The 25,705-nt window shown below is 28.9% G+C and carries 20 protein-coding genes; 3 read left to right on the top strand and 17 right to left on the bottom strand.

Features of this window, described 5'->3' with window-relative positions:
- Window positions 1-30: 30 nt before the first annotated feature.
- The 5 genes from carB to pyrR all read right to left on the bottom strand — a co-directional run bounded on the left by carB (window position 31) and on the right by pyrR (window position 7,188).
- Window positions 31-3,207: a carbamoyl-phosphate synthase large subunit gene (gene carB, locus AC1XWJ_RS05200; protein WP_483334826.1), complete on the bottom strand. Its 3,177-nt coding sequence runs from the start codon at window positions 3,205-3,207 to the stop codon at window positions 31-33.
- A 26-nt stretch (window positions 3,208-3,233) separates the two neighbouring features.
- Window positions 3,234-4,313, bottom strand: a complete 1,080-nt coding sequence (gene carA, locus AC1XWJ_RS05195; RefSeq protein WP_483334825.1) for a glutamine-hydrolyzing carbamoyl-phosphate synthase small subunit — start codon at window positions 4,311-4,313, stop codon at window positions 3,234-3,236.
- A 29-nt stretch (window positions 4,314-4,342) separates the two neighbouring features.
- Entirely contained in the window at window positions 4,343-5,617 is a 1,275-nt protein-coding gene (locus AC1XWJ_RS05190; RefSeq protein WP_483334824.1) for a dihydroorotase, read from the bottom strand.
- A gap of 9 nt (window positions 5,618-5,626) precedes the next feature.
- Entirely contained in the window at window positions 5,627-6,508 is an 882-nt protein-coding gene (locus AC1XWJ_RS05185) for an aspartate carbamoyltransferase catalytic subunit (protein WP_483334823.1), read from the bottom strand.
- 152 nt (window positions 6,509-6,660) lie between these two features.
- A complete protein-coding gene (gene pyrR / locus AC1XWJ_RS05180; protein WP_483334822.1) occupies window positions 6,661-7,188 on the bottom strand; it encodes a bifunctional pyr operon transcriptional regulator/uracil phosphoribosyltransferase PyrR in 528 nt (175 codons plus the stop codon).
- Window positions 7,189-7,544: 356 nt separating this feature from the next.
- On the opposite strand from pyrR, the gene AC1XWJ_RS05175 reads away from it, so the two are divergent.
- Both AC1XWJ_RS05175 and AC1XWJ_RS05170 read left to right on the top strand, forming a co-directional pair.
- Entirely contained in the window at window positions 7,545-8,399 is an 855-nt protein-coding gene (locus tag AC1XWJ_RS05175) for an ATP-binding cassette domain-containing protein (protein ID WP_483334821.1), read from the top strand.
- The gene (locus AC1XWJ_RS05170) at window positions 8,392-9,132 is read left to right on the top strand and encodes a hypothetical protein (RefSeq protein ID WP_483334820.1); all 741 of its coding nucleotides are present in this window, start codon (window positions 8,392-8,394) and stop codon (window positions 9,130-9,132) included. The genes AC1XWJ_RS05175 and AC1XWJ_RS05170 overlap by 8 nt, the downstream gene beginning before the upstream one ends.
- A gap of 61 nt (window positions 9,133-9,193) precedes the next feature.
- Here the strand turns inward: AC1XWJ_RS05170 and AC1XWJ_RS05165 are convergent, their stop codons facing one another.
- Genes AC1XWJ_RS05165 through malQ form a run of 4 tightly spaced genes read right to left on the bottom strand, consistent with a single transcriptional unit; the run spans window position 9,194 to window position 15,378 of the window.
- Window positions 9,194-10,783 carry an alpha-glucoside-specific PTS transporter subunit IIBC gene (locus tag AC1XWJ_RS05165; RefSeq protein WP_483334819.1) on the bottom strand — a complete coding sequence of 530 codons (1,590 nt, stop codon included), beginning with the start codon at window positions 10,781-10,783 and terminating at the stop codon, window positions 9,194-9,196.
- 13 nt (window positions 10,784-10,796) lie between these two features.
- A complete protein-coding gene (locus tag AC1XWJ_RS05160; RefSeq protein ID WP_483334818.1) occupies window positions 10,797-11,588 on the bottom strand; it encodes an endonuclease/exonuclease/phosphatase family protein in 792 nt (263 codons plus the stop codon).
- A 26-nt stretch (window positions 11,589-11,614) separates the two neighbouring features.
- Entirely contained in the window at window positions 11,615-13,876 is a 2,262-nt protein-coding gene (glgP, locus tag AC1XWJ_RS05155) for a glycogen/starch/alpha-glucan family phosphorylase (protein WP_483334817.1), read from the bottom strand.
- Between the two features lie 5 nt (window positions 13,877-13,881).
- Window positions 13,882-15,378: a 4-alpha-glucanotransferase gene (malQ, locus tag AC1XWJ_RS05150; RefSeq protein WP_483334816.1), complete on the bottom strand. Its 1,497-nt coding sequence runs from the start codon at window positions 15,376-15,378 to the stop codon at window positions 13,882-13,884.
- Between the two features lie 191 nt (window positions 15,379-15,569).
- On the opposite strand from malQ, the gene AC1XWJ_RS05145 reads away from it, so the two are divergent.
- Window positions 15,570-16,277: a UTRA domain-containing protein gene (locus AC1XWJ_RS05145; RefSeq protein ID WP_483334815.1), complete on the top strand. Its 708-nt coding sequence runs from the start codon at window positions 15,570-15,572 to the stop codon at window positions 16,275-16,277.
- A gap of 34 nt (window positions 16,278-16,311) precedes the next feature.
- Here the strand turns inward: AC1XWJ_RS05145 and AC1XWJ_RS05140 are convergent, their stop codons facing one another.
- The 8 genes from AC1XWJ_RS05140 to AC1XWJ_RS05105 all read right to left on the bottom strand — a co-directional run bounded on the left by AC1XWJ_RS05140 (window position 16,312) and on the right by AC1XWJ_RS05105 (window position 25,625).
- On the bottom strand, window positions 16,312-16,536 hold the full coding sequence (locus AC1XWJ_RS05140; protein ID WP_483334814.1) for a KH domain-containing protein: 225 nt from the start codon (window positions 16,534-16,536) through the stop codon (window positions 16,312-16,314).
- Between the two features lie 11 nt (window positions 16,537-16,547).
- Window positions 16,548-18,974 carry a leucine--tRNA ligase gene (gene leuS / locus AC1XWJ_RS05135; RefSeq protein WP_483334813.1) on the bottom strand — a complete coding sequence of 809 codons (2,427 nt, stop codon included), beginning with the start codon at window positions 18,972-18,974 and terminating at the stop codon, window positions 16,548-16,550.
- A gap of 79 nt (window positions 18,975-19,053) precedes the next feature.
- Complete coding sequence (locus tag AC1XWJ_RS05130) at window positions 19,054-19,647, bottom strand: beta-class carbonic anhydrase (protein ID WP_483334812.1); 594 nt, start codon at window positions 19,645-19,647, stop codon at window positions 19,054-19,056.
- An 8-nt stretch (window positions 19,648-19,655) separates the two neighbouring features.
- A complete protein-coding gene (gene rho / locus AC1XWJ_RS05125) occupies window positions 19,656-20,927 on the bottom strand; it encodes a transcription termination factor Rho (RefSeq protein ID WP_483334811.1) in 1,272 nt (423 codons plus the stop codon).
- A 27-nt stretch (window positions 20,928-20,954) separates the two neighbouring features.
- Window positions 20,955-21,845 (bottom strand): DMT family transporter, encoded by an 891-nt coding sequence (locus AC1XWJ_RS05120; protein ID WP_483334810.1) that lies wholly within the window; start codon window positions 21,843-21,845, stop codon window positions 20,955-20,957.
- A 1-nt stretch (window position 21,846) separates the two neighbouring features.
- On the bottom strand, window positions 21,847-23,196 hold the full coding sequence (locus tag AC1XWJ_RS05115) for a hypothetical protein (protein ID WP_483334809.1): 1,350 nt from the start codon (window positions 23,194-23,196) through the stop codon (window positions 21,847-21,849).
- Between the two features lie 23 nt (window positions 23,197-23,219).
- Complete coding sequence (locus tag AC1XWJ_RS05110; RefSeq protein WP_483334808.1) at window positions 23,220-23,996, bottom strand: 6-phosphogluconolactonase; 777 nt, start codon at window positions 23,994-23,996, stop codon at window positions 23,220-23,222.
- A 189-nt stretch (window positions 23,997-24,185) separates the two neighbouring features.
- Window positions 24,186-25,625, bottom strand: coding sequence for an amino acid permease (locus AC1XWJ_RS05105; RefSeq protein ID WP_483334807.1), 1,440 nt, complete (start codon window positions 25,623-25,625; stop codon window positions 24,186-24,188).
- Window positions 25,626-25,705: the final 80 nt, after the last annotated feature.

The raw sequence follows: 25,705 nt of genomic DNA, 5'->3' as shown, positions 1-25,705 counted from the left end.
TATTAACTTTTTTAGAAAACTTCTTATAACTTATACTTCTGTAATAATAAAACTCATTGACTCTAACACATTTAATAAAGCATTAGCTGTATCCAAAGATGTTAAGCAAACTACATCTTGTTCACTAGCTGCTCTTCTTATTTTAAATCCATCACTTGTACTTTTCTTTTCTTTCGATGTAGTATTTATTATTATATCTATATTTCCTGAATATATTGCATCTAATACTGTATTTTTGTCATCTGATATTTTGTTAACTTTTTCTACTTTTAGATTATGTTTAACAAAGTATTTTGCAGTTCCTTCAGTTGCAATCAAATTATATCCTATTTCTGCAAATCTCTTAGCCAACTCTAATGATTCTTCTTTGGCATCTTCACTAACCGTAAACAAAATATTTCCACTATCTTTTATTTTTATACCAGATGCTACCAATCCTTTATATAGAGATTTTTCTAGGGTTAATTCAACACCCATAACTTCTCCTGTTGATTTCATTTCAGGACCTAATGTAGTATCCACATCTTTTAATTTTTGGAAGCTAAAGACAGGAACTTTAGTATATATCTTATTAGATGGTTCTATTAAGCCAGTTACATAACCTTTTTCAGATAATTTTTCTCCAATTACTGCTTCCATAGCTAATTTTGCCATCGGTACTCCTGTAATTTTGCTTAGGAATGGTACAGTTCTTGAACTTCTAGGATTGACCTCTAATACAAAAACTTCATCATTACTTATTACATATTGAATATTAAGTAAGCCTATAATATTTAATCCTTTAGCTAATCTAATAGTGTAATCTATTAATGTATTAATAGTTTCTTGCTTTATATTCTGTGGTGGATATACTGCAATAGAATCACCAGAGTGTACCCCTGCTCTTTCTATATGTTCCATAATCCCCGGAATTACTACAGTATCTCCGTCACATATCGCATCAACTTCTATTTCCTTACCTATTAAATATCTATCTACTAATACTGGGTGTTCTGGAGAAACTTTTACTGCATTTTGCATATAATGACGTAACTCTTCTTCTTTATAAACTATTTCCATAGCTCTTCCACCTAACACATAAGATGGTCTTACCAATACTGGATAACCTATTTCTTTTCCATGTTTTACCGCTTCTTCTATAGTAAACGCTGTTTTCCCTAAAGGTTGCGGTATATTTAAATTTCTTAATAAATTCTCAAATTTATCTCTGTTTTCTGCATTATCAATCTCATCCAAAGATGTACCCAAAATTTTTACACCTTTCTTCGCCAGACTATCTGCTAGATTAATTGCTGTTTGTCCTCCAAATTGAACAACTATTCCTAAAGGATTTTCATGTTCTATTATCGCCATAACATCTTCTGTAGTTAATGGTTCAAAATATAATTTATCCGATATAGAAAAATCTGTCGAAACAGTTTCTGGATTGTTATTAATAATTATAGACTCATAACCAGCTTCTTTAATAGCTTTCACTGTATGAACTGTTGCGTAATCAAACTCAACACCCTGACCTATACGTATAGGACCTGATCCTAGAACTATTATTTTCTCTTTATCACTAACTACTGACTCTTGTTCATATTCATAGGTAGAGTAGAAATATGGGGTTTCTGATGAAAATTCTGCCGCACAAGTATCAACCATTTTAAATACAGGTTTTATATTATTCTTGTTACGCAAATCATAAATTTCTTCTTCTGTAACATTCCAGCGATGAGCAATAGTCTTGTCAGAAAAACCATACTTTTTCGCATATTCTAATAATTCTAAATCATATTTATTATCTTTTAGTTCATGCTCTATATTAATAATATTTTGCATTTTATCTAGGAAGAATAGATCTATTTGTGTTATGTCTTTTATCTCTTCTGGTGTAACTCCACGACGTAACGCTTCTCCTATAAAGAATAATCTTTCATCGCTGGCTTGTTTAATACGATCTAATATATAATCTAAATCAAAATCTTCTCCATTTGGTAGCCCAAGATGATAAACTCCGTACTCTAGAGATCTAATAGCTTTTAATAAACTTTCTTCATACGTTCTTCCCATAGCCATAACTTCTCCAGTAGCTTTCATTTGTGTCCCTAATTTTCTATCAGCTTTTTCAAATTTATCGAATGGAAATCTAGGAATTTTACTTACAACATAATCTAAAGCTGGCTCAAAGCAAGCATATGAATTTTGATTAACTGGATTTATTATTTCATCTAACGTTAATCCTATCGCAATTTTTGCTGCTATTTTGGCAATTGGATACCCTGTTGCTTTAGAAGCAAGCGCTGATGAGCGTGATACACGTGGGTTGACTTCTATAATATAATATTTAAACGAATTAGGATCTAGTGCTAATTGAACATTACATCCACCCTCTATTTTCAACGCTCTAATAATTTTTAGAGAAACATCACGTAGCATATGATACTCTCTATCTGTTAGTGTTTGAGATGGTGCAACGACTATAGAATCTCCTGTATGAATACCTACTGGATCAATATTTTCCATATTACAAACTACAATCGCTGTATCGTTACTATCACGCATTACTTCATATTCTATTTCTTTATATCCTGCAATAGATTTTTCCAAAAGGCATTGCGTTACTGGTGAATAATGTAGCCCGTTACTTACTATTTCTTCTAGCTCATTATCGTTATTACATATACCTCCTCCAGTTCCTCCCATTGTAAAGGCTGGGCGAACAATAATGGGATAACCTATTTTTTCTACAAATTTATATGCTTCTTCTAAATTATTAACAATCTCTGATTCAGGAACAGGTTCACCTAATTCAAACATCAAATTACGAAAAAGCTCTCTATCTTCTGCTTGTTTTATAGAATCTAATTTGGTTCCTAATAGTTCTACGTTATATTGATCTAAAATACCTTGTTTATGTAATTCTACCGCCATATTCAAACCAACTTGTCCCCCTAATGTTGGTAATAAGGCATCTGGTCGTTCTTTTCTTATTATTTTTGCTATAAATTCTGGTGTTAGTGGCTCAATATAAATTTTATCTGCAATTTCTTTATCGGTCATTATAGTTGCAGGATTTGAGTTTACTAATATCACTTTATATCCTTCTTCTTTTAAAGATAAACAAGCTTGAGTCCCTGCATAATCAAATTCTGCTGCTTGTCCTATTATTATAGGTCCTGATCCTATTACTAATATTGTTTTTATATCTTCTCTTTTTGGCATAATTTTGCTCCTTAGTTACTAGTAGATTATTTTGCTTTTTCCATATTTGAGATAAACTCATCAAAAAGATAACTTGAATCATGTGGTCCAGGAGATGCTTCTGGATGATATTGAACAGAAAATAATGGATATTCTTTGTGTCTTAATCCTTCACAAGTACCGTCATTTACTGCTACATGTGTCAATTCTAAATCTGTATTTTTTAGAGACTCTATATCTACGGCATATCCATGATTCTGTGACGTTATGTCAACTCTTCCTGTCAGAAGATTTTTTACAGGTTGATTAGCTCCTCTATGTCCGAACTTTAATTTATAAGTTTTTGCACCACAAGCTAAAGCTAATAATTGATGTCCCATACAAATACCAAAAATAGGAACTTTCCCTACCAACTCCTTAATAGTTTCTACAGTTTCCATAACATCTTCTGGGTCTCCAGGACCATTACTTAACATAATTCCATCTGGATTTTGTCGTAAAATTTCTTTAGCACTAGTATTATAGGGCATAACTATAACATCACAATCTCTAGCATTAAGCTCTCTTAAAATTCCCGATTTTGCACCGCAATCTAGCAACACTACTCTATGTCCACGTCCAGATGATAAAAATGATTTTGATGTTGATACTTGACTAATTTGATCTGTAGGTAAATCTGTATTTTTCAACTTAGCTAGAACCTCTGAACTATCATTAGCTATATCTGTAATAACTCCCTTTATAGTTCCAAATTGTCTAATTTTTCTCGTTAAGCTCCTTGTATCTATACCTGATATTCCTGGTATATTCAAAGATTTCAAAACTTCATCTAGTGTATATTCACAACGAAAATTGCAAGGTTTATTACAATGTTCACGAACAACCATTCCTTTTATACTAGGATTAATAGTTTCATAGTCATCACGATTAATTCCATAATTTCCTACTAATGGATATGTAAATGTTATTATTTGACCGTTGTAAGATGGATCAGATAGTGTTTCTTGATAACCAGTCATAGCAGTATTGAAAACAACTTCCCCTGTCATCTCTACATCACTTCCAAACCCATATCCTTTATAAATTGTTCCATCTTCTAAAATTAATTGCTTATTATATTTGTACATTTCTTTCACCTTTCTAAGCATTTATTTAATTATAAGCTAGCTTCATCACAATAAACTATGTTACCTTCACATAAAGTTAGTACAGGTATTCCATAAACTTCTTCTCCTTTGTAAGGTGTATTTCTTCCTTTAGATAAAAAGTTATTTGGATCTATAGTTTCTTTTTTATCTAAATCAATAACTACAATATCCGCAAGTTCCCCTATTCCCAGTTTTCCGTAAGGTAAATCAAATATTTTAGACACTTTGCTACTCATCATATTAACTACTTGTTCTAGTGTAAATATTCCTGTTTTAACAAAATAAGTATACAGTTGAGCAAAAGCTGTTTCACTTCCTACAATTCCAAAAGCTGAATCTGACATAGGTAATTCTTTTTCATGTAGTGCATGTGGGGCGTGATCAGTTGCTATAATATCAATCGTTCCATCAAGTACCCCTGCAATAAGTGCTTGTCTATCTTCTGTTGCTCTTAATGGCGGATTCATCTTCCACATACCAGTAGCTTCGGTTATATCATTTTCATCACTTATTAAATGATGTGGACATACTTCACAAGTTACATTTATTCCTGCTTTTTTTGCTTCTCGAATAATTCTAACAGATTCTTTAGTTGAAACGTGACAGACATGATAATGACATCCTATTGCTTCTGCTAATAAGACATCTCTTGCTATCTGGACAGATTCACATACTGAAGGAATTCCTTTTTGTCCTAATTCTCTACTACGCTTACCACAGTGCATACATCCACCTAGTATTAAAGAATTATCCTCACAATGTGCAACTATGGCTTTATTTAATTTAGCGGCAATCTTCATAGATTGATACATCATATTAGCATTTTGAACACCTCTTCCGTCATCACTAAAGGCAAATACATAATTAGCTAATTCATCAAATTCCGCGTAATCTTCTCCTAACTCTCCTTTTGTAATTGCTCCGTAAGGTATTGCTCTTATAACACTATCTCGTTCTATTAAATCTAGCTGTATTTTTAAATTCTCGTAAGTATCTGGTACAGGATCTAAGTTAGGCATAGGCATTGCTGTCGTAAATCCTCCTCTCGCAGCAGCACGAGAAGCATTATAAATAGTTTCTTTATAGCTAAATCCCGGTTCTCTCCAATGAACATGAACATCTATAAATCCAGGGGATACAAACTTACCTTTTAAGTCAATAACTTCAAAAACTTCTTTGTCAATATTCTCTTCAATAGCAACAATAGTTTTTTCATCTATTAAAATATCTCTTTTTACTAATTTTCCATTGTCTAATAATTTTCCGTTTTTTAAAAGTAGCATAACTTCTCCTTATAAATTATTTTCTTTGATTGTTTTTTCTAATATAGCTTGACGCATAAACATACCATTTTTCATCTGCTCAAAAATTACAGACTTTTCATTCTCAACCAAATTTTCTGCTATCTCTACTCCTCTATTGACAGGCGCTGGATGCATTACTATGGCACTATCTTTTAGTCTACTGTATCTTTCGTATGTTAAACCATAATTTCTATGATAACTATCCTTATCAAACATTATCTCTCCATCATGACGCTCATGTTGTACTCTAAGAAGCATACAAATATCAATGTCTTCTATCACACTATCAAAATCTACAACTTCTCCTAAAGTAAAATCTTTAAAAATATCCGGACAAACAAACTTTACATCTGCCCCTAACCTTGTCAAAATATTAAAATTACTTCTTGCCACACGAGAATTTTTTATATCCCCAACTATTACTATTTTCAAGCCTTCAATTTTACCAAAATGCTCATAAATAGTCATAAGATCTAATAAACATTGACTAGGATGCTCTCCACTTCCGTCTCCTCCACTAACAATAGGTATATTTAAATTTTCTAACTTCTTGTAATACTCTCGTTCAGAATGTCTAATTACAAGAATAGAACAACCTATCATCTCTAATGTTTTACAAGTATCATACAAACTTTCTCCTTTATTTATCGAAGATGTATTTGTTTCAAAATTAATTACTTTTAATTTCATCCTTTGTTCTGCTACTTCAAAACTATGTTTTGTTCTTGTAGAATTTTCAAAAAATAAATTAGCTACAAATAAGTCATCTCTAATTAGAACATTAGCGCCATTTTTAAGCTCTAGTCCTCTATTTATTAATTCATACACTTCTTCATTACTCAAATCGTTCATAGAAACTAAATTTTTCATAGTTACCTCTTCGTTTTTCTAATTTTCAAAAAAAATACCTTGTTTGCTAACAAGGTATTTGTAAGAAGTATATTTGTGCAAAACAAAACACAATACTCCTAACTAATCTCTTATTAGCCTCTCAGGACTATCTTAAAAAGATATTTATTAAATTACATAAGCACAATGCGATCTAAATTATCTACTTCTAGCAATTGTACTTTTACATTTTCTTCACTAGATGTTGGAATATTTTTTCCTACATAATCTGCTCTAATAGGAAGTTCTCTATGCCCTCTATCTATTAGAATAGCTAGCCTTATAGCCTTTGGTCTATACTGCTCCATTATAGCATCAATTGCCGCTCTAACTGTCCTTCCAGTATATAGAACATCATCAACTATAACTACTACTTTATTAGTTAAATTAAGCTTAAAATTAACATTGTTTACTGATGGATCTATATTTTCTGTGGACAAATCATCACGATAGAAAGTAATGTCTAAAACTTCAACTGCAACATTAACCCCTTCTATATTTCTTATTTTTTCTTTTATTCTTTTAGCTAAATAAATCCCTCTTGTTTTTATCCCTACCAAAACAATTTCTTCAAGATTATCACCCTTTTCAAGAATCTCATGTGATAAACGTGTAATCATTCTTAATATTGCCTCTTCATCAAATAAAACTTTTTCTTTCATATTATCCTCCAATTATTAAAAAAACTCTGACATATATAGTCAGAGTTAAATACCTAAATCAATACTTTATCTATAAAATATTTCTTTTAGCCTCTCTGGACTACTTTAAAGAATTTATATTAAACTTTCAATATTATACAGTATTTATTTATAAATGTCAATTAAGAATAACCAATTTTAATTATCAAAATATATTATTTATTATATGAAAATTAATAATACAGATAGAAAATATAACAAATATTTTTATAAATAGATTGATTTATAATATGTTCTGTTATATTATAATCATAAATACTTTAAAAATTCGCTAATATATAAAGACATCTATATACAATTGATTAAGGAGTTAGTTAATGCTAGAAATAAATAACATATCAAAAAAATTTAATAACAAGGTTATTTTGGATAATGTAAGTTTTAATATACAAAAAGGTGAGATTATTACATTGCTAGGGGCAAACGGCGCTGGTAAAACTACATTAATTAACTGTATTTTAAAGCTACATAAGTTAGACTCTGGACTTATAAAATTTGAAAATAACAACATCAATAATATTACAAACAAAAAATACTATTCTAATATTTCAGTAGTTTTAGAATCTAGCGATAATATTTATGACTATATAAGTGGATTAGAAAATATAAGATATTTTTTAGGTTTATCGAATTTTAAATATTATGAATACGAAAAAGATATGAATTATTTACTTAAATTATTTAATTTACAAGATCATACACAAAAAAAAAAAAAAGTCGGTCTATACTCAAGAGGTATGAAACAAAAATTAGCGATTGTTATCGCACTCCTATCTAAACCAAAATTATTACTTTTAGATGAACCTACAATAGGTTTAGATATTAAAACAAAATATCAAGTTTTAGATATATTAAGTAATATAGTAAAAGAAAGAGGAGTCAGTATACTATTAACAACTCATCAAGTAGAAATATTAAAAGTAATAAATAGTAAACTTTTGTTTTTGATAGATGGAAATGTTAAAGAATATAATAATATCAATGAACTATTAAACTTTGAAGAAACTTATGAAATTGAATATATAGATGACCTTAACAATATGTGCACAACAATTGAATGTGGAGTTAACTTCTCAGATATATATAATAAATATAAAAAATATGAAATCTTAAATATTTCAAAGAAAGAGCAAGATATAGAAAAAATAATAATGGAGAAATTGTATGAATAATTTTTTTACTGAATTTAGAAAAATACTTAATGAAACTTTAACATATTATCCTGATTTCATTGTTAGTATTATCGTTAATATAATACTATTTACTATATTTTTTAATAACAATCAATCAACTAGCTCTATTTTAGGTTTTGTTCTTTGGATAATTGTTAGCGGAGTTATTAGTGAAGCATCCATAACTATATCAACAGAAAAACAACTAGGAACCCTTCAAAACCTAATGATTAAACCTGTATCTATATTATCTACCATAACTAACAAAACTATATCATGGATAATAATAAATACTGTAAAAATTGTTGCTATTTTATTAATCTTATCGATATTTTATAATTTAAAAGGCATTTTTAATTTACATCTAATTATTATATTTCCTATAACAATATTAGGAATATTCGGCTTCTATCTTATACTTGCAGTTTTAACATTAATATATACTAAAGTTGCTTCTTTTGAAGCTGTAATAAGCTATATTTTATTATATTTATCTGGTACATTTTTAGATATTCCTCATATTTTAATTTATAGTAACCCTTTATCTTATGCAACATATACTATCAAAAATATTAATATTATTAATATAGAAAATTACATATATTTAATTTTAATAAGTTTATTATGGTTAATAATTGGACTATCTTCTTTTAAATATATTTTGCAAAAAGCAAAAACTTTAATTGGAACTATTAGTTTAAAATTTTCAAATTGTTTTAAATTTATAAATTAAAAAGTGATAATACTAATGTATTATCACTTTTTTTATTAGTTAGAAATATTTAATACTTCTTTTATAGTAATTTTTCAAACTCTTCTCTTACTTGTCCTACAGAGAATCCTATTATTACTTGGATAGCTTTGTCATTACGAGCTACCCCTAATGCTCCAGATTGTTTTAGGAAGTTGTCATCTTTTACTAAAGTTTCATCTTTAACATTTACTCTCAAACGTGTAACACAGTTAGTTACTTCTGCAATGTTATCTTTACCACCTAAACCTTCCAAGATAATAGCAGCTTGATCTGCGTGAGTTGCAGCATCATCTCTAACAACAGTTTTATCATTTTTATTGTCTTTGTTATCTTTATTTCTATAATCTTGTTTAGTATAAAGTTTAGTTTCACTATCTTCTGACTCACGTCCTGGTGTATTTAGGTTTAATTTCAGAATTAAGAATCTAAATACAAAGAAGTAAATTGCAGAGAATACTAATCCCACTCCAATTTGAACAAACATTTGTCCAGAATGGTTAGCAAACATTGGTAACCAGTTTAAAGAAAGGAAATCTAAAAGTCCACTTCCGAAGTTACCAACAACACCTAGTGAGTACATAATACTTGACATTAATGCTCCTAAAACTGCATGAGCTGCGAATAATACAGGAGCTGCAAATAAGAATGTAAATTCAATAGGTTCTGTTATTCCTGTTAAGAATCCAGTAAGAGCTGCTGGTAATAATAACCCCGCTACTACTTTTTTCTTAGTATCTTTAGCTGTTACATACATTGCTAATGCTGCAGCTGGCAATCCAAATACTTTAGAGTTACCATGTAATGAGAATCCACCTTGTGGGAATTGCTCTTTAAGTGGTGCTACATTGTTAGCAAATTCTTGAATATGAGTTGCCCAATAAGCTGTAATTCCATTTTCTACTACTGCTGGTCCAAACATAAATGGTCCATAAATAAAGTGATGTAATCCTGTAGGTATCAATAATCTTTCTAGTAAAGTATAGAAGAATACCCCTATCACTCCAGACGCTTTTAATAAACCTTGTAATGCTCCTATTCCTAACTGAACTTTTGGCCAAAGTAATGCAGTTAAAAATGCAACTGGTAACATTATTAAGAAACCTACGATAATAACGAAAGATGTACCTTGGAAAATACCTAAAAGTTCTGGTAATTTTTTATCAAAATATTTATTATGAATCCATACTGCTATAGAAGCAATTACAATAGAACCTATAATTGATGTATCTAATGTAGTTACCCCACCAATACTAGTAAGACCTGTAGGTAACTTTCCTTCTTTAGGTATTTCTATACCGAAGAATGAAAATTGTGTTAAGAAAGCATTAATAAAATAATTAAATGTCATATAAATAACGAATGCTTCTAACGCTGCACGACCATTTGCTTTTTTAGCAAGTCCTACAGGAATACCTAGAGCAAAAACTATCGGCATTTGATTAAATAATGTCCATCCTCCTTGCTCAACTACAAACCAAAACTTAAACCAAGTAGTTCCTTCTTGAGCAATACTACCTACTAAGTCAGGGTTTTTTAATATAGAAGTTAGTCCTACAACTAACCCCGCAAAAGCGAATAAAACTGAAGGCATCAGCATCGCTCCACCAAAACGTTGTAATTTTTGTAACATTGTTACTTCTCCTTTACTTTATTTTTATTTTTATTTCTAACCCATAATGATCTGACACTACATTATAATTATAGCCATTAAATATAACTCTACTATACTCTACTTCTACCAATTTGTTAGTAAATATATAGTCTAATCTCTTTTCACCTTTATCATTTTTCCAACCATCTATATTATTACCAACAGTAATTCCTGAACATTTATCTTTTGCCAAATTATATGTATCATAAACACCTAATTGCAAAATATTATTATAATCTTCTTCGTTACTTATGGCATCTGTATTAAAATCTCCCATAAAAAACTTCAATTTATCATTAGTAGTTCTATTTATAATATTTTTAATATTATCAAGTTGATTTTCTTTTTTGCTAGTTGGAAGATTAATATGACAGCTATAAAATTCAATATTTTTGCCATTATAATCAAATGCTGCAGAAACTATTTTTCGAGCTTCTATAGAATTAACATCTGTAGTTTCTGTACAGTAAAATTCATCATATTTAGCATTATTTTTAGTTAAAATAGCTATTCCTTCATCATATTTATCATAACCTATATGAGAATTACTCCAAAAATATTTATATGTAGTATCTGTATATTTTTTCAAAAATTCAAGAAGCACAAATAAATAATTATCTTTTTTTAAACCATTTTCAACTACATCTTCTGTTATCGTCTGATTAACTTCTTGTAATGCTATAACATCATAGTCGTTTTCTGCTATTGCCTTTGCTAGAGTATTTATTTTTTCTAACTGATTATCTTCTAACCAAGCATGAACATTTAATGTTAATAATTTCATATATGTGCTTCTTGCTCCTTTATAATTTATTTTGTTCGCCAAATTTCTTCTTCATATTGAGATATAGTTCTATCAGATGAGAAGAATCCTGCTTTTGCTATATTATTTATTACTTTTTCATACCATAGATTTTGATCTTCATAATCTTCTAACATTTTTTCTTTAGTTTGGACATAATCTTCAAAATCTATTAATGTCATAAACCAATCTTTATTTGCAAGTTCATTATGAAGTCTTGTTAATCTTTCTTCACTACCAAGAGCTACAAGTTTACTATCAACTATGAAATCAACTACTTCTTTAATATTATCTTTTTCATAGTATTCTCTTGGATTATACCCTTCTTTTTCATACAATTCGATTACATGATCACTATCTTTACCAAAAATATAAATATTATCTTTTCCTGCTAATTCTGCAATTTCTACGTTAGCTCCATCCATTGTTCCTAATGTTAATGCTCCGTTTAACATAAATTTCATATTTCCAGTACCACTTGCCTCTTTTGAAGCTAGTGATATTTGTTCTGATATATCAGAAGCCGGTATTAATTTTTCAGCAACAGTTACATTATAGTTTTCAACTAAGAAAACATTCAAATATTTATTCACTTCTGGATCATTGTTTATTAATTCTGATAAACATAAAATTAAATGAATAACATCTTGCGCTATTGTGTAAGCTGGTGCTGCTTTCCCTCCGAATATAATAGTTACTTTACGTGGCGGTAAATTACCTTTTTTAATATCTAAATATTTATTAATTACATAAAGTGCATTCATTTGTTGACGTTTATATTCGTGGAATCTCTTAATTTGTGTATCAATTATACTATTTTCATCTAAATCAATATTTTTATTATCTTTTAAATATTTTTTCAGAACTAATTTGTTATTGAATTTAATTTTTTGCAACTGTTTGTGCACTTCTTTATTATCTACATATTCTAATAATTTTTCTAATTCTGTTGCATCTTCTAAATATTTATCTCCAATTAGCTCTTTAATATAAGCTGCTAATTCCTGATTAGAAAATTCCAACCAACGTCTAAATGTTATACCATTAGTTTTATTATTGAATTTTTCAGGATAAATTTCGTAGAAATGTTTTAATTCACTATTTTTCAAAATTTCTGTATGTAGTCTAGCAACTCCATTTACACTATTAGAGAAGTGAATATCCATATGTGCCATATGAACTCTATTTGTCTTATCAATTATTTGTAGATTTTCTGCACTATATTTTTCTCTAACTACTTTATCTAGTTGTTTTATAATATCTACAATTTGTGGTACAACTTCTTCCAAATATTCTAATGGCCATTTTTCTAATGCTTCTGCCAAAATAGTATGGTTTGTATAACCTGTCATATTTTCAACAATCTTACAAGCATCTTCAAATGATATACTATGTTTTGTTGTTAATAATCTTATTAATTCAGGAATTACCATACTAGGATGCGTGTCATTAATTTGAACGTAAGCATAATCTGATAAGTCAAGTAAATTACTTCCTTTCTCTAGCGCTTCATCGATAATTAATTGTGCAGCATTAGATACCATAAAATATTGTTGATAGATACGTAATAATTCACCATTTTTATCACTATCATCTGGATATAAGAATAAAGTTAAGTTTTTATCAATTTCTAATTTGTCAAATTCAATTCCTTTTTCAACAAGTTGATAGTCAACACTCTCTAAATCAAATAAATTCAAATAATTTTTCGTGTTTTTGTTATATCCTAATACATCTATTCTTTTTAATTTTGAACGTAATGTAAAGTTTTTGAATTGTACGTCGTAACTAATATCCGTATCTCTCAACCAACTTTCTTTTTCTATCCAAAAATTAGGAACTGCCGTTTGTTGATTTTTATCAAAGACTTGTTTAAACAGCCCACAATGATAGTTAAGTCCAATACCTTCTCCATTTATACCTAAAGATGACATAGAGTCAATAAAACATGATGCTAGACGTCCTAACCCACCATTACCTAACGATGGCTCTAATTCTACATCTTCTACTTCGCTTATATTTTTTCCTGCATCTGCTAATTCCTTTTTAACTTCATCATATATTCCTAAGTTAATTAAGTTGTTTGATAAAAGCTTTCCAATTAAAAATTCAGCTGAAATATAATATATTTTCTTTTTAGAATCATTTTTAGTTTTGTTATTAGCTTTCTCTTTAACATAGTTTAATAACTCTACATATATTTCTTCGTTAGTTAGATTTTCTAAATTTTTATTTGTTTTTTCAAGATATGTTGTAAATTTTCTAGTCATTTAGTTTACCTCTTACGTCCTCTCTTGTATAGTGTAGTTATCTCTTTTAAGAAATCTTTTTTATCTTGAGTTAATTCCCCTTGTTTCATTCTCCATCTCCAGTTTTGTCCAACAGTTGAAGGAGTGTTCATTCTAGACATCGAACCTTTTTCAAGTAAATCCTGCATAGTAACTATTGCTGTGTTACTCACACTAGCGTATAAAGTACGAAGCATAGCCTTACTAACAGATTCATATCTTTGCCTATTTATATATTTATCTATGTACTGCTTTATTTCTTCTGGTTGCTCATTGTACCAACCGTTAATTACATCATTATCGTGTGTCCCCGTATAAGCTACACTATTAGGAGTATAGTTATGAGGTAAGTCTAAATTATCTTCTCCACCAAATGCAAACTGCAAAATTTTCATTCCTGGATAGCCAATATCTACCAATAATTTTTCTGCTTTTGCATCAATAAAACCAAGATTTTCTGCAATAATAGGTAATTCTCCCAAGCGTTCTTTTATTTTTTCGAACAATTCAATACCTGGACCTTCTTGCCAAGTTCCATATTTAGCACTCGTAGATTTAATATCTATTTCCCAGTAATCAGAAAATCCTTTGAAGTGATCTATTCTTAATACATCATAAATTTTGAAACTTTCTTCTACACGATTTACCCACCATTCATAAGAAGTTTCTTTATGTTTTTGCCAATTATATATAGGATTACCCCAAAGTTGTCCTTCTGGACTAAAATCATCGGCAGGAACTCCAGATACAGCCAACGGATTATTATTTTCATCAACTTTGAATAAATAAGGCATTGTCCACATTTCTACACTATCTGCAGATACATATATAGGTATATCTCCTATAATTTTTATTCCTTTTGAGTTAGCATATTGTTTTAATGCTAAGTATTGCTCAAAAAAGAAATATTGTGTAACTTCATAGTATGATATAACATCTCTAAGTTCTTTACGATATTTATCTAGTGTTAGCTCATCTCTATTTCTCGCTTTTTCATCTGGCCAAGATTGTAAAGAAGAGTGATTGAAACTTTCTTTTATAGCCATATATTCTGCATAATCTACTAACCAGCGTCTGTTATCATTTCTAAACTCATTTAATTTTTCTACGTTAGATTCATTAGCCAAGAAATTAGCTACTGCCTTATCTAAAATTGGTCGCCTTACTTTAAACAATAGTCCATACTCTATATCTTCATCACTATATCCAAAGTTAACATCCTTATAATCATCTTTATTCAATAATCCTTGATCTACTAATAAAGCAAAATCTATCAAATTAGTATTCCCTGCAACAGCAGAAAAAGACTGATAAGGAGAATCTCCGTAACTAGTAGTAGTAAGAGGTAAAAGTTGCCAATAGGTTTGTTCTGTTTCTTCCAGAAAATCCACAAATTTATATGCCTCTCTCCCTAGCGTTCCTATACCAAATTCTCCTGGTAAAGAAGTAATATGCATTAAAACTCCACTCGTTCTAGAATTCATATTACTAATCTCCTTTCTATCTTGTTAATTACAAATATATTATACAACAATAAAATTTTAAAATCAATAGTTTTACGTAAAACTGTTGATTAAATTATTTTTATTTACGTATTTATATGTGAGTTTTATATTTTTTGTTGTTATTTGTAAAAAAAAGTTATATAATAAAGGAGGAAATTTAGGAGGAAATTATGAGTAAATATAAAGCTGTCTATAATGACATAAAATATAAAATTGATAGTAATATTTTAAAAAGAAACGATGAACTTCCTAGTGAAAATGAATTAATGGCTGAATACGGATATTCTAAAGATACTATAAGACGAGCTTTATCACTTCTTGAAAGTGATGGATACATTCAAAAATTACGTGGTAGAAACTCAATAGTATTAGGACGAGGACGTACAAAAAATAATTATATAGCTGAACTAAAAACATCATCAGAATTAAATAAAGATGGTAGATACAATATATCAACAGAACTATCAAATTTATATATAGTTCAAGGTGAAGAAAAACTTATGTCTATTTTCAAAGTTTCAGATAGTGTCGATTTTTATCGTGTTTCTAGAGCGCGTGTAATTAATGGAGAAAAATTAGAGTACGAAGTATCTTATTTCGATAGAAGAATAGTTCCATTCTTAAATAAAGAAATAGCAGAATCATCTATTTATAATTATTTAGAACAAGAATTAGGTCTCAAAATTGCTCATTCACGTCGAGAAATTTCTTTTAGGTATGCTACAGAAGAAGAAAAACAAAATATGGATCTACTTAATTTCGATATGGTTGCTGTTGTAGAAAGCACTACTTATCTATCTAATGGTAATATTTTCCAATATGGTTCTGTGAGCTATAGACCAGATAAATTTACATTTGTTACAATGGCAAAAAGATAAAAATAATAAAAGAGCTGAATATTCAGCTCTTTTATTATTCAACTATATTAAGATAAACTTTTTTAGAAAAATTAGTAGAGTTTATTACTGTTCTTATTGCATTTATAGTCATGCCTTTTTTCCCTATAACACGACCACAATCATCTGGATGAACAGTAAGTAGATAATGTTCTCTTCCATTCTTTATATATTTATCTATTTTTATATCATCTTTATAGTATACTATTTCACTAACAATATTATAAATTAATTCTTCCATAATAATACTCCTTATTTTACAACTAGATTCACTAATCTATTAGGGACTGCAATTACTTTTACTAGCTGTTTTCCTTTTATTAAACTTTTTACCTCTTCATTTGAAAGGACAACTTTTTCCAATTCTTCTTTTGATAAATCTTTAGTAACTTCTAATTTAGTTCTAACTTTTCCTAAAATTTGAACTACTATTTCCACACTATTACTTACTAATTTACTTTCATCGTAAGTTGGCCACGGAACATAAGATATTGTTTCATTATGACCATAAATACTCCACATTTCTTCTGCTAAGTGAGGAGCAAAAGGTGCAATAAGTTGAATAAATCCTAACGCATATTTTCTAGGTATATACTCAGCTTTATTACAATCATTAACAAATACCATCAATTGAGATATAGCTGTATTAAATTGTAAGTTCTCTATATCTTCTCCTACTTTTTTAACTGTGTAGTTATATGATACTTCTAATTCTTTGTTATCTTTATCTATAACTTTTTCATTTACTTTATTAGTTTCTTCATTCACAAATAGACGATAAACTCTATCCAAAAATCTTCGAGAACCATCAAGTCCATTTGTACTCCAAGCTATTGAAGCATCAAGTGGTCCCATAAACATTTCATATACTCTTAATGTATCAGCCCCATGTGATTTTACTATATCATCAGGATTTACCACATTTCCTTTAGATTTAGACATTTTTTCTGCTTTTCCATTTTTGCTCTCCGCCAAAATCATACCTTGATTAAATAATTTTTGGAAAGGTTCTTTAGTTGGTACAAGTCCTAAATCATATAAAACTTTATGCCAAAATCTTGCATATAAAAGATGTAAAACTGCGTGTTCAGCTCCACCAATATAAGTATCAACTGGTAGCCAATATTTTAATTTATCATAATCAGCGAAAGTTTTATCATTGTTAGGATCTATATAACGTAAATAATACCAGCAAGATCCTGCCCATTGAGGCATAGTGTTAGTTTCTCTCTTACCTTTCATTCCAGTTTTTGGACAAGTAACATTTACCCAATCAGTCAAATTAGCTAAAGGAGATTCTCCTGTGCCTGAAGGTTTTATATTGTCTATTACAGGTAATAGTAATGGTAATTCCTCTTCTGGAACAGTAGTCATAGTACCATCTTCCCACATAATAACTGGAATAGGCTCTCCCCAATATCTCTGACGTGAGAATAACCAATCACGTAATTTATAAGTAACTTTTCTTTCTCCAGCTTTATCTTTTTCTAAATGTTCTATGGCTAATTTTATTGCTTCTTCATTATTTAAACCATTTAAAAATTCAGAATTAATATGCTTACCATCTCCAATATAAGCAGATTTTTCTAAATCTCCACCCTCAATAACTGGAATTATATCCAAATTAAATTTTTTAGCAAACTCAAAGTCACGTTCATCGTGTGCTGGACAAGCCATTACAGCTCCAGTACCATAAGAATTCAATACATAATCAGCTATCCAAATAGGTATTTTTTTCTTATTGAAAGGATTTATAGCGTATGCTCCTGTGAAAACTCCTGTTTTATCTTTATTTAAATCTGTTCTAGCTAAATCAGATTTTCTTTTCACTATTTCCACATAGAAATCTACTTCTTGTTTTTGTTCTTTTGTCGTTATTTTTTCTACTAACTTGTGCTCTGGAGCAAGTACACAATAAGTTGCTCCAAACAACGTATCAGGTCTTGTTGTAAAAGCTCTTATTTCAAAATCTGTTTCGGCTACTTTAAAGAATATTTCAGCACCTTCTGATTTTCCTATCCAATTGCGTTGCATAGACTTCAAACTTTCTGGCCAATCTAAATCGTCTAAATCATTAAGTAATCTTTCGGCATATTCTGTTATTTTTAAAACCCACTGACGCATTGGGCGTCTTTCTACAGGATAACCTCCTCGTTCTGAAACTCCATCTACTACTTCTTCGTTTGATAATACTGTTCCTAATGCTGCACACCAGTTTACAGGAACTTCATCTACATAAGCAAGCCCTTTGTTATACAACTGAATAAATATCCATTGTGTCCATTTATAATAATTAGGATCTGTGGTATTTACCTCTCTATCCCAATCATAAGAAAATCCTAGCTCTTTAATTTGCCTGCGGAAGTTATCTATATTTATTTTTGTAAATTCTCTTGGATCATTTCCTGTATCTAATGCGTATTGTTCTGCTGGTAATCCAAATGCATCCCACCCCATAGGATGTAAAACATTATACCCATTAGCTCTTTTATATCTACTCAAAATATCAGTAGCAGTGTATCCTTCTGGATGCCCAACGTGCAGTCCTGCTCCTGAAGGATAAGGAAACATATCTAAAGCATAAAATTTTTTCTTATCTGTATTATCTTCTGTTTTAAATGTTTTATTTTTTTTCCAATAATCTTGCCATTTTTTCTCTATTACTCTATGGTTAAACACTCTTTTCACTCCATTCAATAATTATTACTTAATTATAGCAATTTTTTTTATCATTATCAATATTACTTTAATATCTAGACTATGCATTTAACTGTGCGTCATTAAATCTTCTATCATAACCATTTTCTACTAAATCAACTTTTCCTGTATTAGGATCAATTATTAATCCGTGGACATATACATTTTTAGGAATTAATGGATGATTTACTATAATATCTATATCATGTAATACACTTTCTTTTACTTCGTCAAACCCATGTAACCATTCTTTTAAGTCTATCCCAGAATATTTTAAAATTCTAAATGTTTCCGAAGTGACTCCTCTCTCCCACATTTCTTTAATTAGCAAATTAGTATCCACATTTTGCATACCACAATCATAATGACCCATAACAATTATTTCATCAGCTTTTAGTAAGTACACAGCAATAATTAAACTACGCATTATAGATCCATAAGGATGACTAAGTATTGCTCCTGCGTTTTTTATAACTTTTACATCTCCACTGCTTAAATTAAGTGATTTTGTAGAAAGTTCAACTAATCTAGTATCCATACACGTTAACATAACAACTTTCTTAGCCGGATACTTATCTTCTGTTTGGTATTGTTCATACTCTTTCTGTTCTACAAATTTTTTATTATAAGCTAATATTTCGTCTAATAATTTCATCATCTCTCCTAATCTTTATTAACAAATTTTATTAATTCTTCAACATACTCTGAATTTGAATTATATTTTTTTAGATGATTTAATACTCCGATTGTAGGCTCACTTACACTGGATAATTTATATCTAGTTTGTGACATTACTAAAGATTCCTCATCTGATAATAAAAGATTATCTTTTCTTGTAGAACTTTTAGAAAAGTCTATAGAAGGAAATACTCTTTTTATTGCTAATTCTGGAGATAATACAAGTTCCATATTTCCGGTACCTTTGAACTCCTCAAAAATCAAATCATCCATTCTAGATCCAGTATCTACCAGTGCAGTAGCTATTATCGTCAAACTGCCTCCCGCTTCAACATTTCGTGCTGCACCAAAAAATGATTTAGGTTTTTGTAAACTATATGGATCTACCCCACCAGATAATACTTTTCCACTACTAGGAGATACTATATTGTACGCTCTAGCTAATCTTGTTATACTATCCATCAAAATAATAACATCTTGTCCTAATTCTACTCTTCTTTTAGCGTGTTCAATAACCAATTCTGAAACTCTTACATGATTTTCCGGTTTTTCATCGAATGTTGAACTTACAACATCTGCTCCGTGTACAGAACGTTCCATATCAGTAACTTCTTCTGGACGCTCATCAATTAATAATATTATTAATTTTTTATCGGGATAATTTTTTCTTATAGCATTTGCTATTTCTTTTAATAAAGTTGTTTTACCTACTTTAGGAGGCGCAACAATAAGACCACGTTGTCCAAAACCTATAGGCGCTACTAAATCTATAAAACGAGTTGCCAACCTCTCTTTTGTAGTTTCTAATTTTATTTTTTCGTTTGGATAAATTGGTGTTAACGCTTGAAAATGCGGCCTAGATTTTATTTCCTCGGCATTAACACCATTAATAAAATCTACTTGTAATAATCCATAATACTTTTCATTTTCCTTAGGTTTTCTAACCTTACCTGTTACTTCATCACCTTTTTTTAATTCGAAGCGACGTATCTGTGAAGCAGAAATATAGATGTCTACTTCTCCTTTGTTATAATTAACTGTTCGTAAAAAGCCAAATCCTTGCTCTGAATGAATATCATCCAACACCCCAGTTAAATAATAATTACCGTCATTTTCCATCTCTTTTTCTAATATTGCTAAAATTAATTCTTTTTTATTTAATGTAGAATATCGTAAAACCCCTAATTCCTTGGCTCTAAGCGTCAACTCTTTGGTAGTTTTACTCTTATACATATCATCAAAACTTTGATAATTCATTTGTGCCTCTTCCTAAAATTAATAATTTTAATTTCTATTTAAAATAACTACACCTAATAATATAAAACCTGATCCTAATATATCATACATACTAAATTTAGTTCCTATAAGTAACAATGAAAATAAAATTGCTGCTATAGGTTCAAAACAAGCTATAATACTGCCCTTTACCGCTCCTATAAGTTGAACTCCATACAAATAAAGCGTAAACGAACATATTGTACCAAAAACTACAACTATTACAAAAAATATTAATTCTTTAATACCAAAATTGTATGGGATATAAAAACTTCTAGTAACTATTTGTACAATTATTCCTGATAAAAACATAGCCCAACCTACAGTCAATATAGCTCCATATTTTGAAATTAAATTAATTGATAAAATATTATAAGTTGCTAATCCAATAGCAGAGAAAATCCCCCAGAATAAACCTTCTTTAGAAATTACCAAACTTTCAAAATTAAAATGAGAAATTATTATAATCGTTCCAAAAATTGATAATAACATAGCAATAAATTCGTTTGCTTTAGGTAATCTTTTAAGAGATAAGCAATAATACCCCATTATTATAATAGGCCCTACATATTGCAAAACTGTTGCTGTTCCTGCGTTAGTATATTTTATAGCTAAAAAATATGTTGCTTGACATACTAATAAACCAAAAAACGAAAAGTATAATAACTTAATAATATCTTTTTTGTCAGAAAATATTTCAAAAAATCTATCTTTATTCTTGAATAAAATAACAGTCAACATTATTATTCCAGAATAAAATAATCTATTACTTATTAGCCAAACAGAGTCTATTTTCGCGACATTAAGAAGATATTCTCCAACTACTCCTGATAGTCCCCAAAGAGTTGCTCCCAAAAAAGCCATAACAATACCTTTTTGAGTTAAGAAAAAATTTTTCAAATTACCCCTCCTTATTCTCACTATCAGTAAATAATCTTAAATTTTTTAATACCAATTCATCACTACTTAATAACACATCCTCATAATTCGAATTTTTATTAACTAAAATAGTCGTAAACAGTGTTATTATATTACTAAATGATACCAACATATTGCCACAACTATAAAAATCGCAATTCATATTGCTACTAATAAATCCAAAAGGATAATACCAAAATCCATAGCTTCCATCTTCTTTATCTAATAAAAATTTTTTTGTAATATCTTTAGGATGCCCTTTTATTATAGATAGTGGATATAGTAGACTAAGCAATTTTATATCTTTTATAGAGTTCGAACCTTTAGTTGAAAACATTGAATAAATATCTAGATTGCTTCCAATTAATCTTTTATCTTTCTGAACATTAAAATTATATCCCGTTCTACTTTCTAACTTACTTTTAAACTCTTTCTCAATATCATCTTCATTAAAATCTATAGATACATATCCATTAAATAAATTTTCTTTTTGTAAATACATATAAACGTTCAAATCAGCATCTTTTTTTGACAATGATAATAACGGATTACTAGTTACAAACATACTTTTTTTCGATTCAAATGCTATATATGGCAGTTTCTTATTAAGAAAGTATTTTACTACTGCTGGCAAAGATATATCTTTTTCCAGAACTAATTGATTTTTCCTTGATAATGCTATTCGTGAAAAACTATCATTTTCTATTTCATCTAAAGCTAATTTTATATTATTTTGCCAAACTTCTGGATAAATTTCTCTAACTACTTTTACTTCTGGATCTTCCAATAATATTTGAGTTCTATCATCTATTCTATCCAAAAATGATACCATATCTTTCCATTGAGTATAAATATCTATATCCTTCTTCTTTTTGAAAAATATAGTAAAATATATTTCGCCTTCATTAAAAACTGCCAAAATATTAGGTATAACAAACATAGTATCACTAAAATCAACCCACTCTTGAGATTTTTTGTTATTACCGTCTGATATACCACCGTATAAACCGAAATAATCTTCTTTATGACTATCAATTTCTATAAAAGTAGTTTGATCTAATAAATTAGCAAAATCATCTAAAATACTAGTATTATCATACGTCTTTAAAAAATCATTAGTATCTAAATTCCACGTATATTCATGACCAATTCCAATTATTATCTCTCTACTATTTGGCTTTTTTATAGAAAATCTTTCTCCTTTTTTATCTTTGAACAAAGTTAAAAAATCATAAGCTGAAATATTATTATTAATTGTAAATTTAACAACTACTTTATCTCCAATTACAGATTCACTAAAATCATAATTGTAAATTTTTTCATACTGTTTCATAGCCAACCTTTCATAATTTGAATTTATTTTTCCAAATGACGAAGCTCTTCTATCGCTTTCTTTCTATTTTTAGCTTTAATAATTCTATTTACTTCCTCTTCCGTTTTATATCCCGCCTCTTTATCAACAAAAATGGTTAAATTTTTATGAGTTTTTAATAATGACAGAACACTATTATCATTATTGTCTTCTTCAAAAATATTTTCAACATATCTTCTTTTGTCTTTTCCTAATACTATTAAGAATATATTACGAGCATTCATTACATTATTATAACCTATACTAACTATATCATTCTCAGAAGTAAGATTATATTTTTGTCTAATATTATTTTTCTCACGAGATGATGTTTGATATATGTGAACATCTACATTATCTTCTGTAACTTCTGTATAATTCAAAACATCTCCTGAATTATTGACAGTCAAAATAACTACATCGATTAAATTATCGTCCAAAACTTTCTTATAATCTTCCAAATCTTGTTCGTTAAAATATTTTGGAAAGAAAATATTTTTATAATCAATATTTAATGGAGAATAAAAATATTTTTTCATAACTTTGTAAAAACTTTCTTCCTCTTCTGGTTCAACAAAAGCAAATTCTCTTTGTCCCAAAAATATTATATGATTATACTTATATTTACCATTTTGGTATTCGTCAATAATTCTTTTAGTAAATTGTGTATTAATCAATAATTCTGAAAATGAAAAAACAGCTCCATCTTCTATATATTTTTCTAATTCATCGTACACTCTATTATAAACTGCATTCTCACTATTACACACTATATATTTCAATTTTATCACTCCTTTTCTAAGTAAATTTTTTTATAATCAAGACTTATTATATCATATTTTAACCCTATAACAAAACTGAGTATGTTTTCAATAAATTAATGTATATTTCAATTTAATAATTAAATATAAAATGATGACTATTACAAAGATTATTAAGTAAAAGTCATCATTCGTTTTTAAATTAATAAATTATTCTAAATTATTATCTAAATTCATATTTTCTAATTTTACTATTTTGGTTTTATTAGTAAATTTATAACCAAAATAAATTAACAACATAATTATCACCGGCAATAAGTTATAAAATGCTGCCAAGAAACCTTTTAAAGATATATCAGCATAAATTTGTAATACTATTAAAGAACAAAAAACTACTAAAGCTATGTATGCTCCAATCAAACCAAATTTAGATTGATACGGCAAAACATCTTCTATGTTTTTATTCTGTTTAATTATAGCTTTTCTAAGCCTGATTTGTGATAATACCGCCACTATCCAAACACATATAGTTACTATACCAACCAAAGATAGAAGTAGATAATATCCAGCAGCATTATATTGTTCAAAAATAAAACTCGCAATTATAAAGATTACAGATATAAGTACTGCTAATTTGGGTGCAGAATTTGAACTAAGTTTAGAAAATTGCTTAGGAGCTAATCCTCGCATACTTAAAGAAAATAATTGTCTACTCGCAAAGTAAATTCCTGAATTTCCTGCTGATATTACCGATGAGCAAATAACAGCATTCATAACAGACGCTCCTAATAAAAATCCCGCATTCTCAAAGACTATAGTAAATGGCGAAGCTAAGACACTAGATGTATCTAACAATCTCGAATCTGTAACTGATACAACTGAAGCTATTATAAAAATTGTACCTACATAGAAAATTAAAATTCGCCAAAAAACTTTATTTACTGCTTTTGGGATAGTTTTCTGTGGATTTTCTGATTCACCAGATGTTATTGCTACAGATTCCGTTCCTCCAAAAGAAAATGCTGCCGTAGATAAAATACCAAACAAACCTAACATTCCTTGCAAGGAATTACCTTGAGAATTAGCTATAAAAGTGTTTAATCCATAAAATTTTCCACCCAAGACGCCGAATATTATTAATATTCCTATTATTAAAAATATTACAACTGTTAAAACTTTAATTATTGTTAGCCAGTATTCTATTTCTCCAAAAATTCTAACACTAGCTATATTTATAATAAACAACAATAACAAAAAAAATAAATTTAATATCCAAGCAGGAAATTGTTGGAAAAACTCCCAGAATTGCAAAATTTTAGATAAAGTTATAATATCTATACCTGCTATCAAAATCCACATAAACCAATATAACCATCCCAATGAAAAACCTAAAGCAGGATCTACAAATCTTTCAGCATAAGAACTAAAAGAACCAGAAACAGGGTAAAAACTTGCTAGCTCTCCTACACCGGTCATAAGAAAATAAACAAAAACTCCTATAAAAGCATACGCTGCAACAGATATATAAGACCCAGCTTGACTAACCATAGCCCCAGTTGCCATAAAAATCCCTGTACCTATAGAGCCACCAGTTGCCATCATAGATACATGACGGGAATTTAGGTTTCTCTTCATTTTGTTTTTAGACATAAAATACACTTCCTTTCTTAAAATAATCTAAATTAAAAAGCACAACTAAATATAATAATAAATATAAAATCTAGTGTGCT

Source organism: Gemelliphila sp. 1F1, from assembly GCF_056897515.1.
This window is presented reverse-complemented; position numbering and strand designations above follow the sequence as displayed.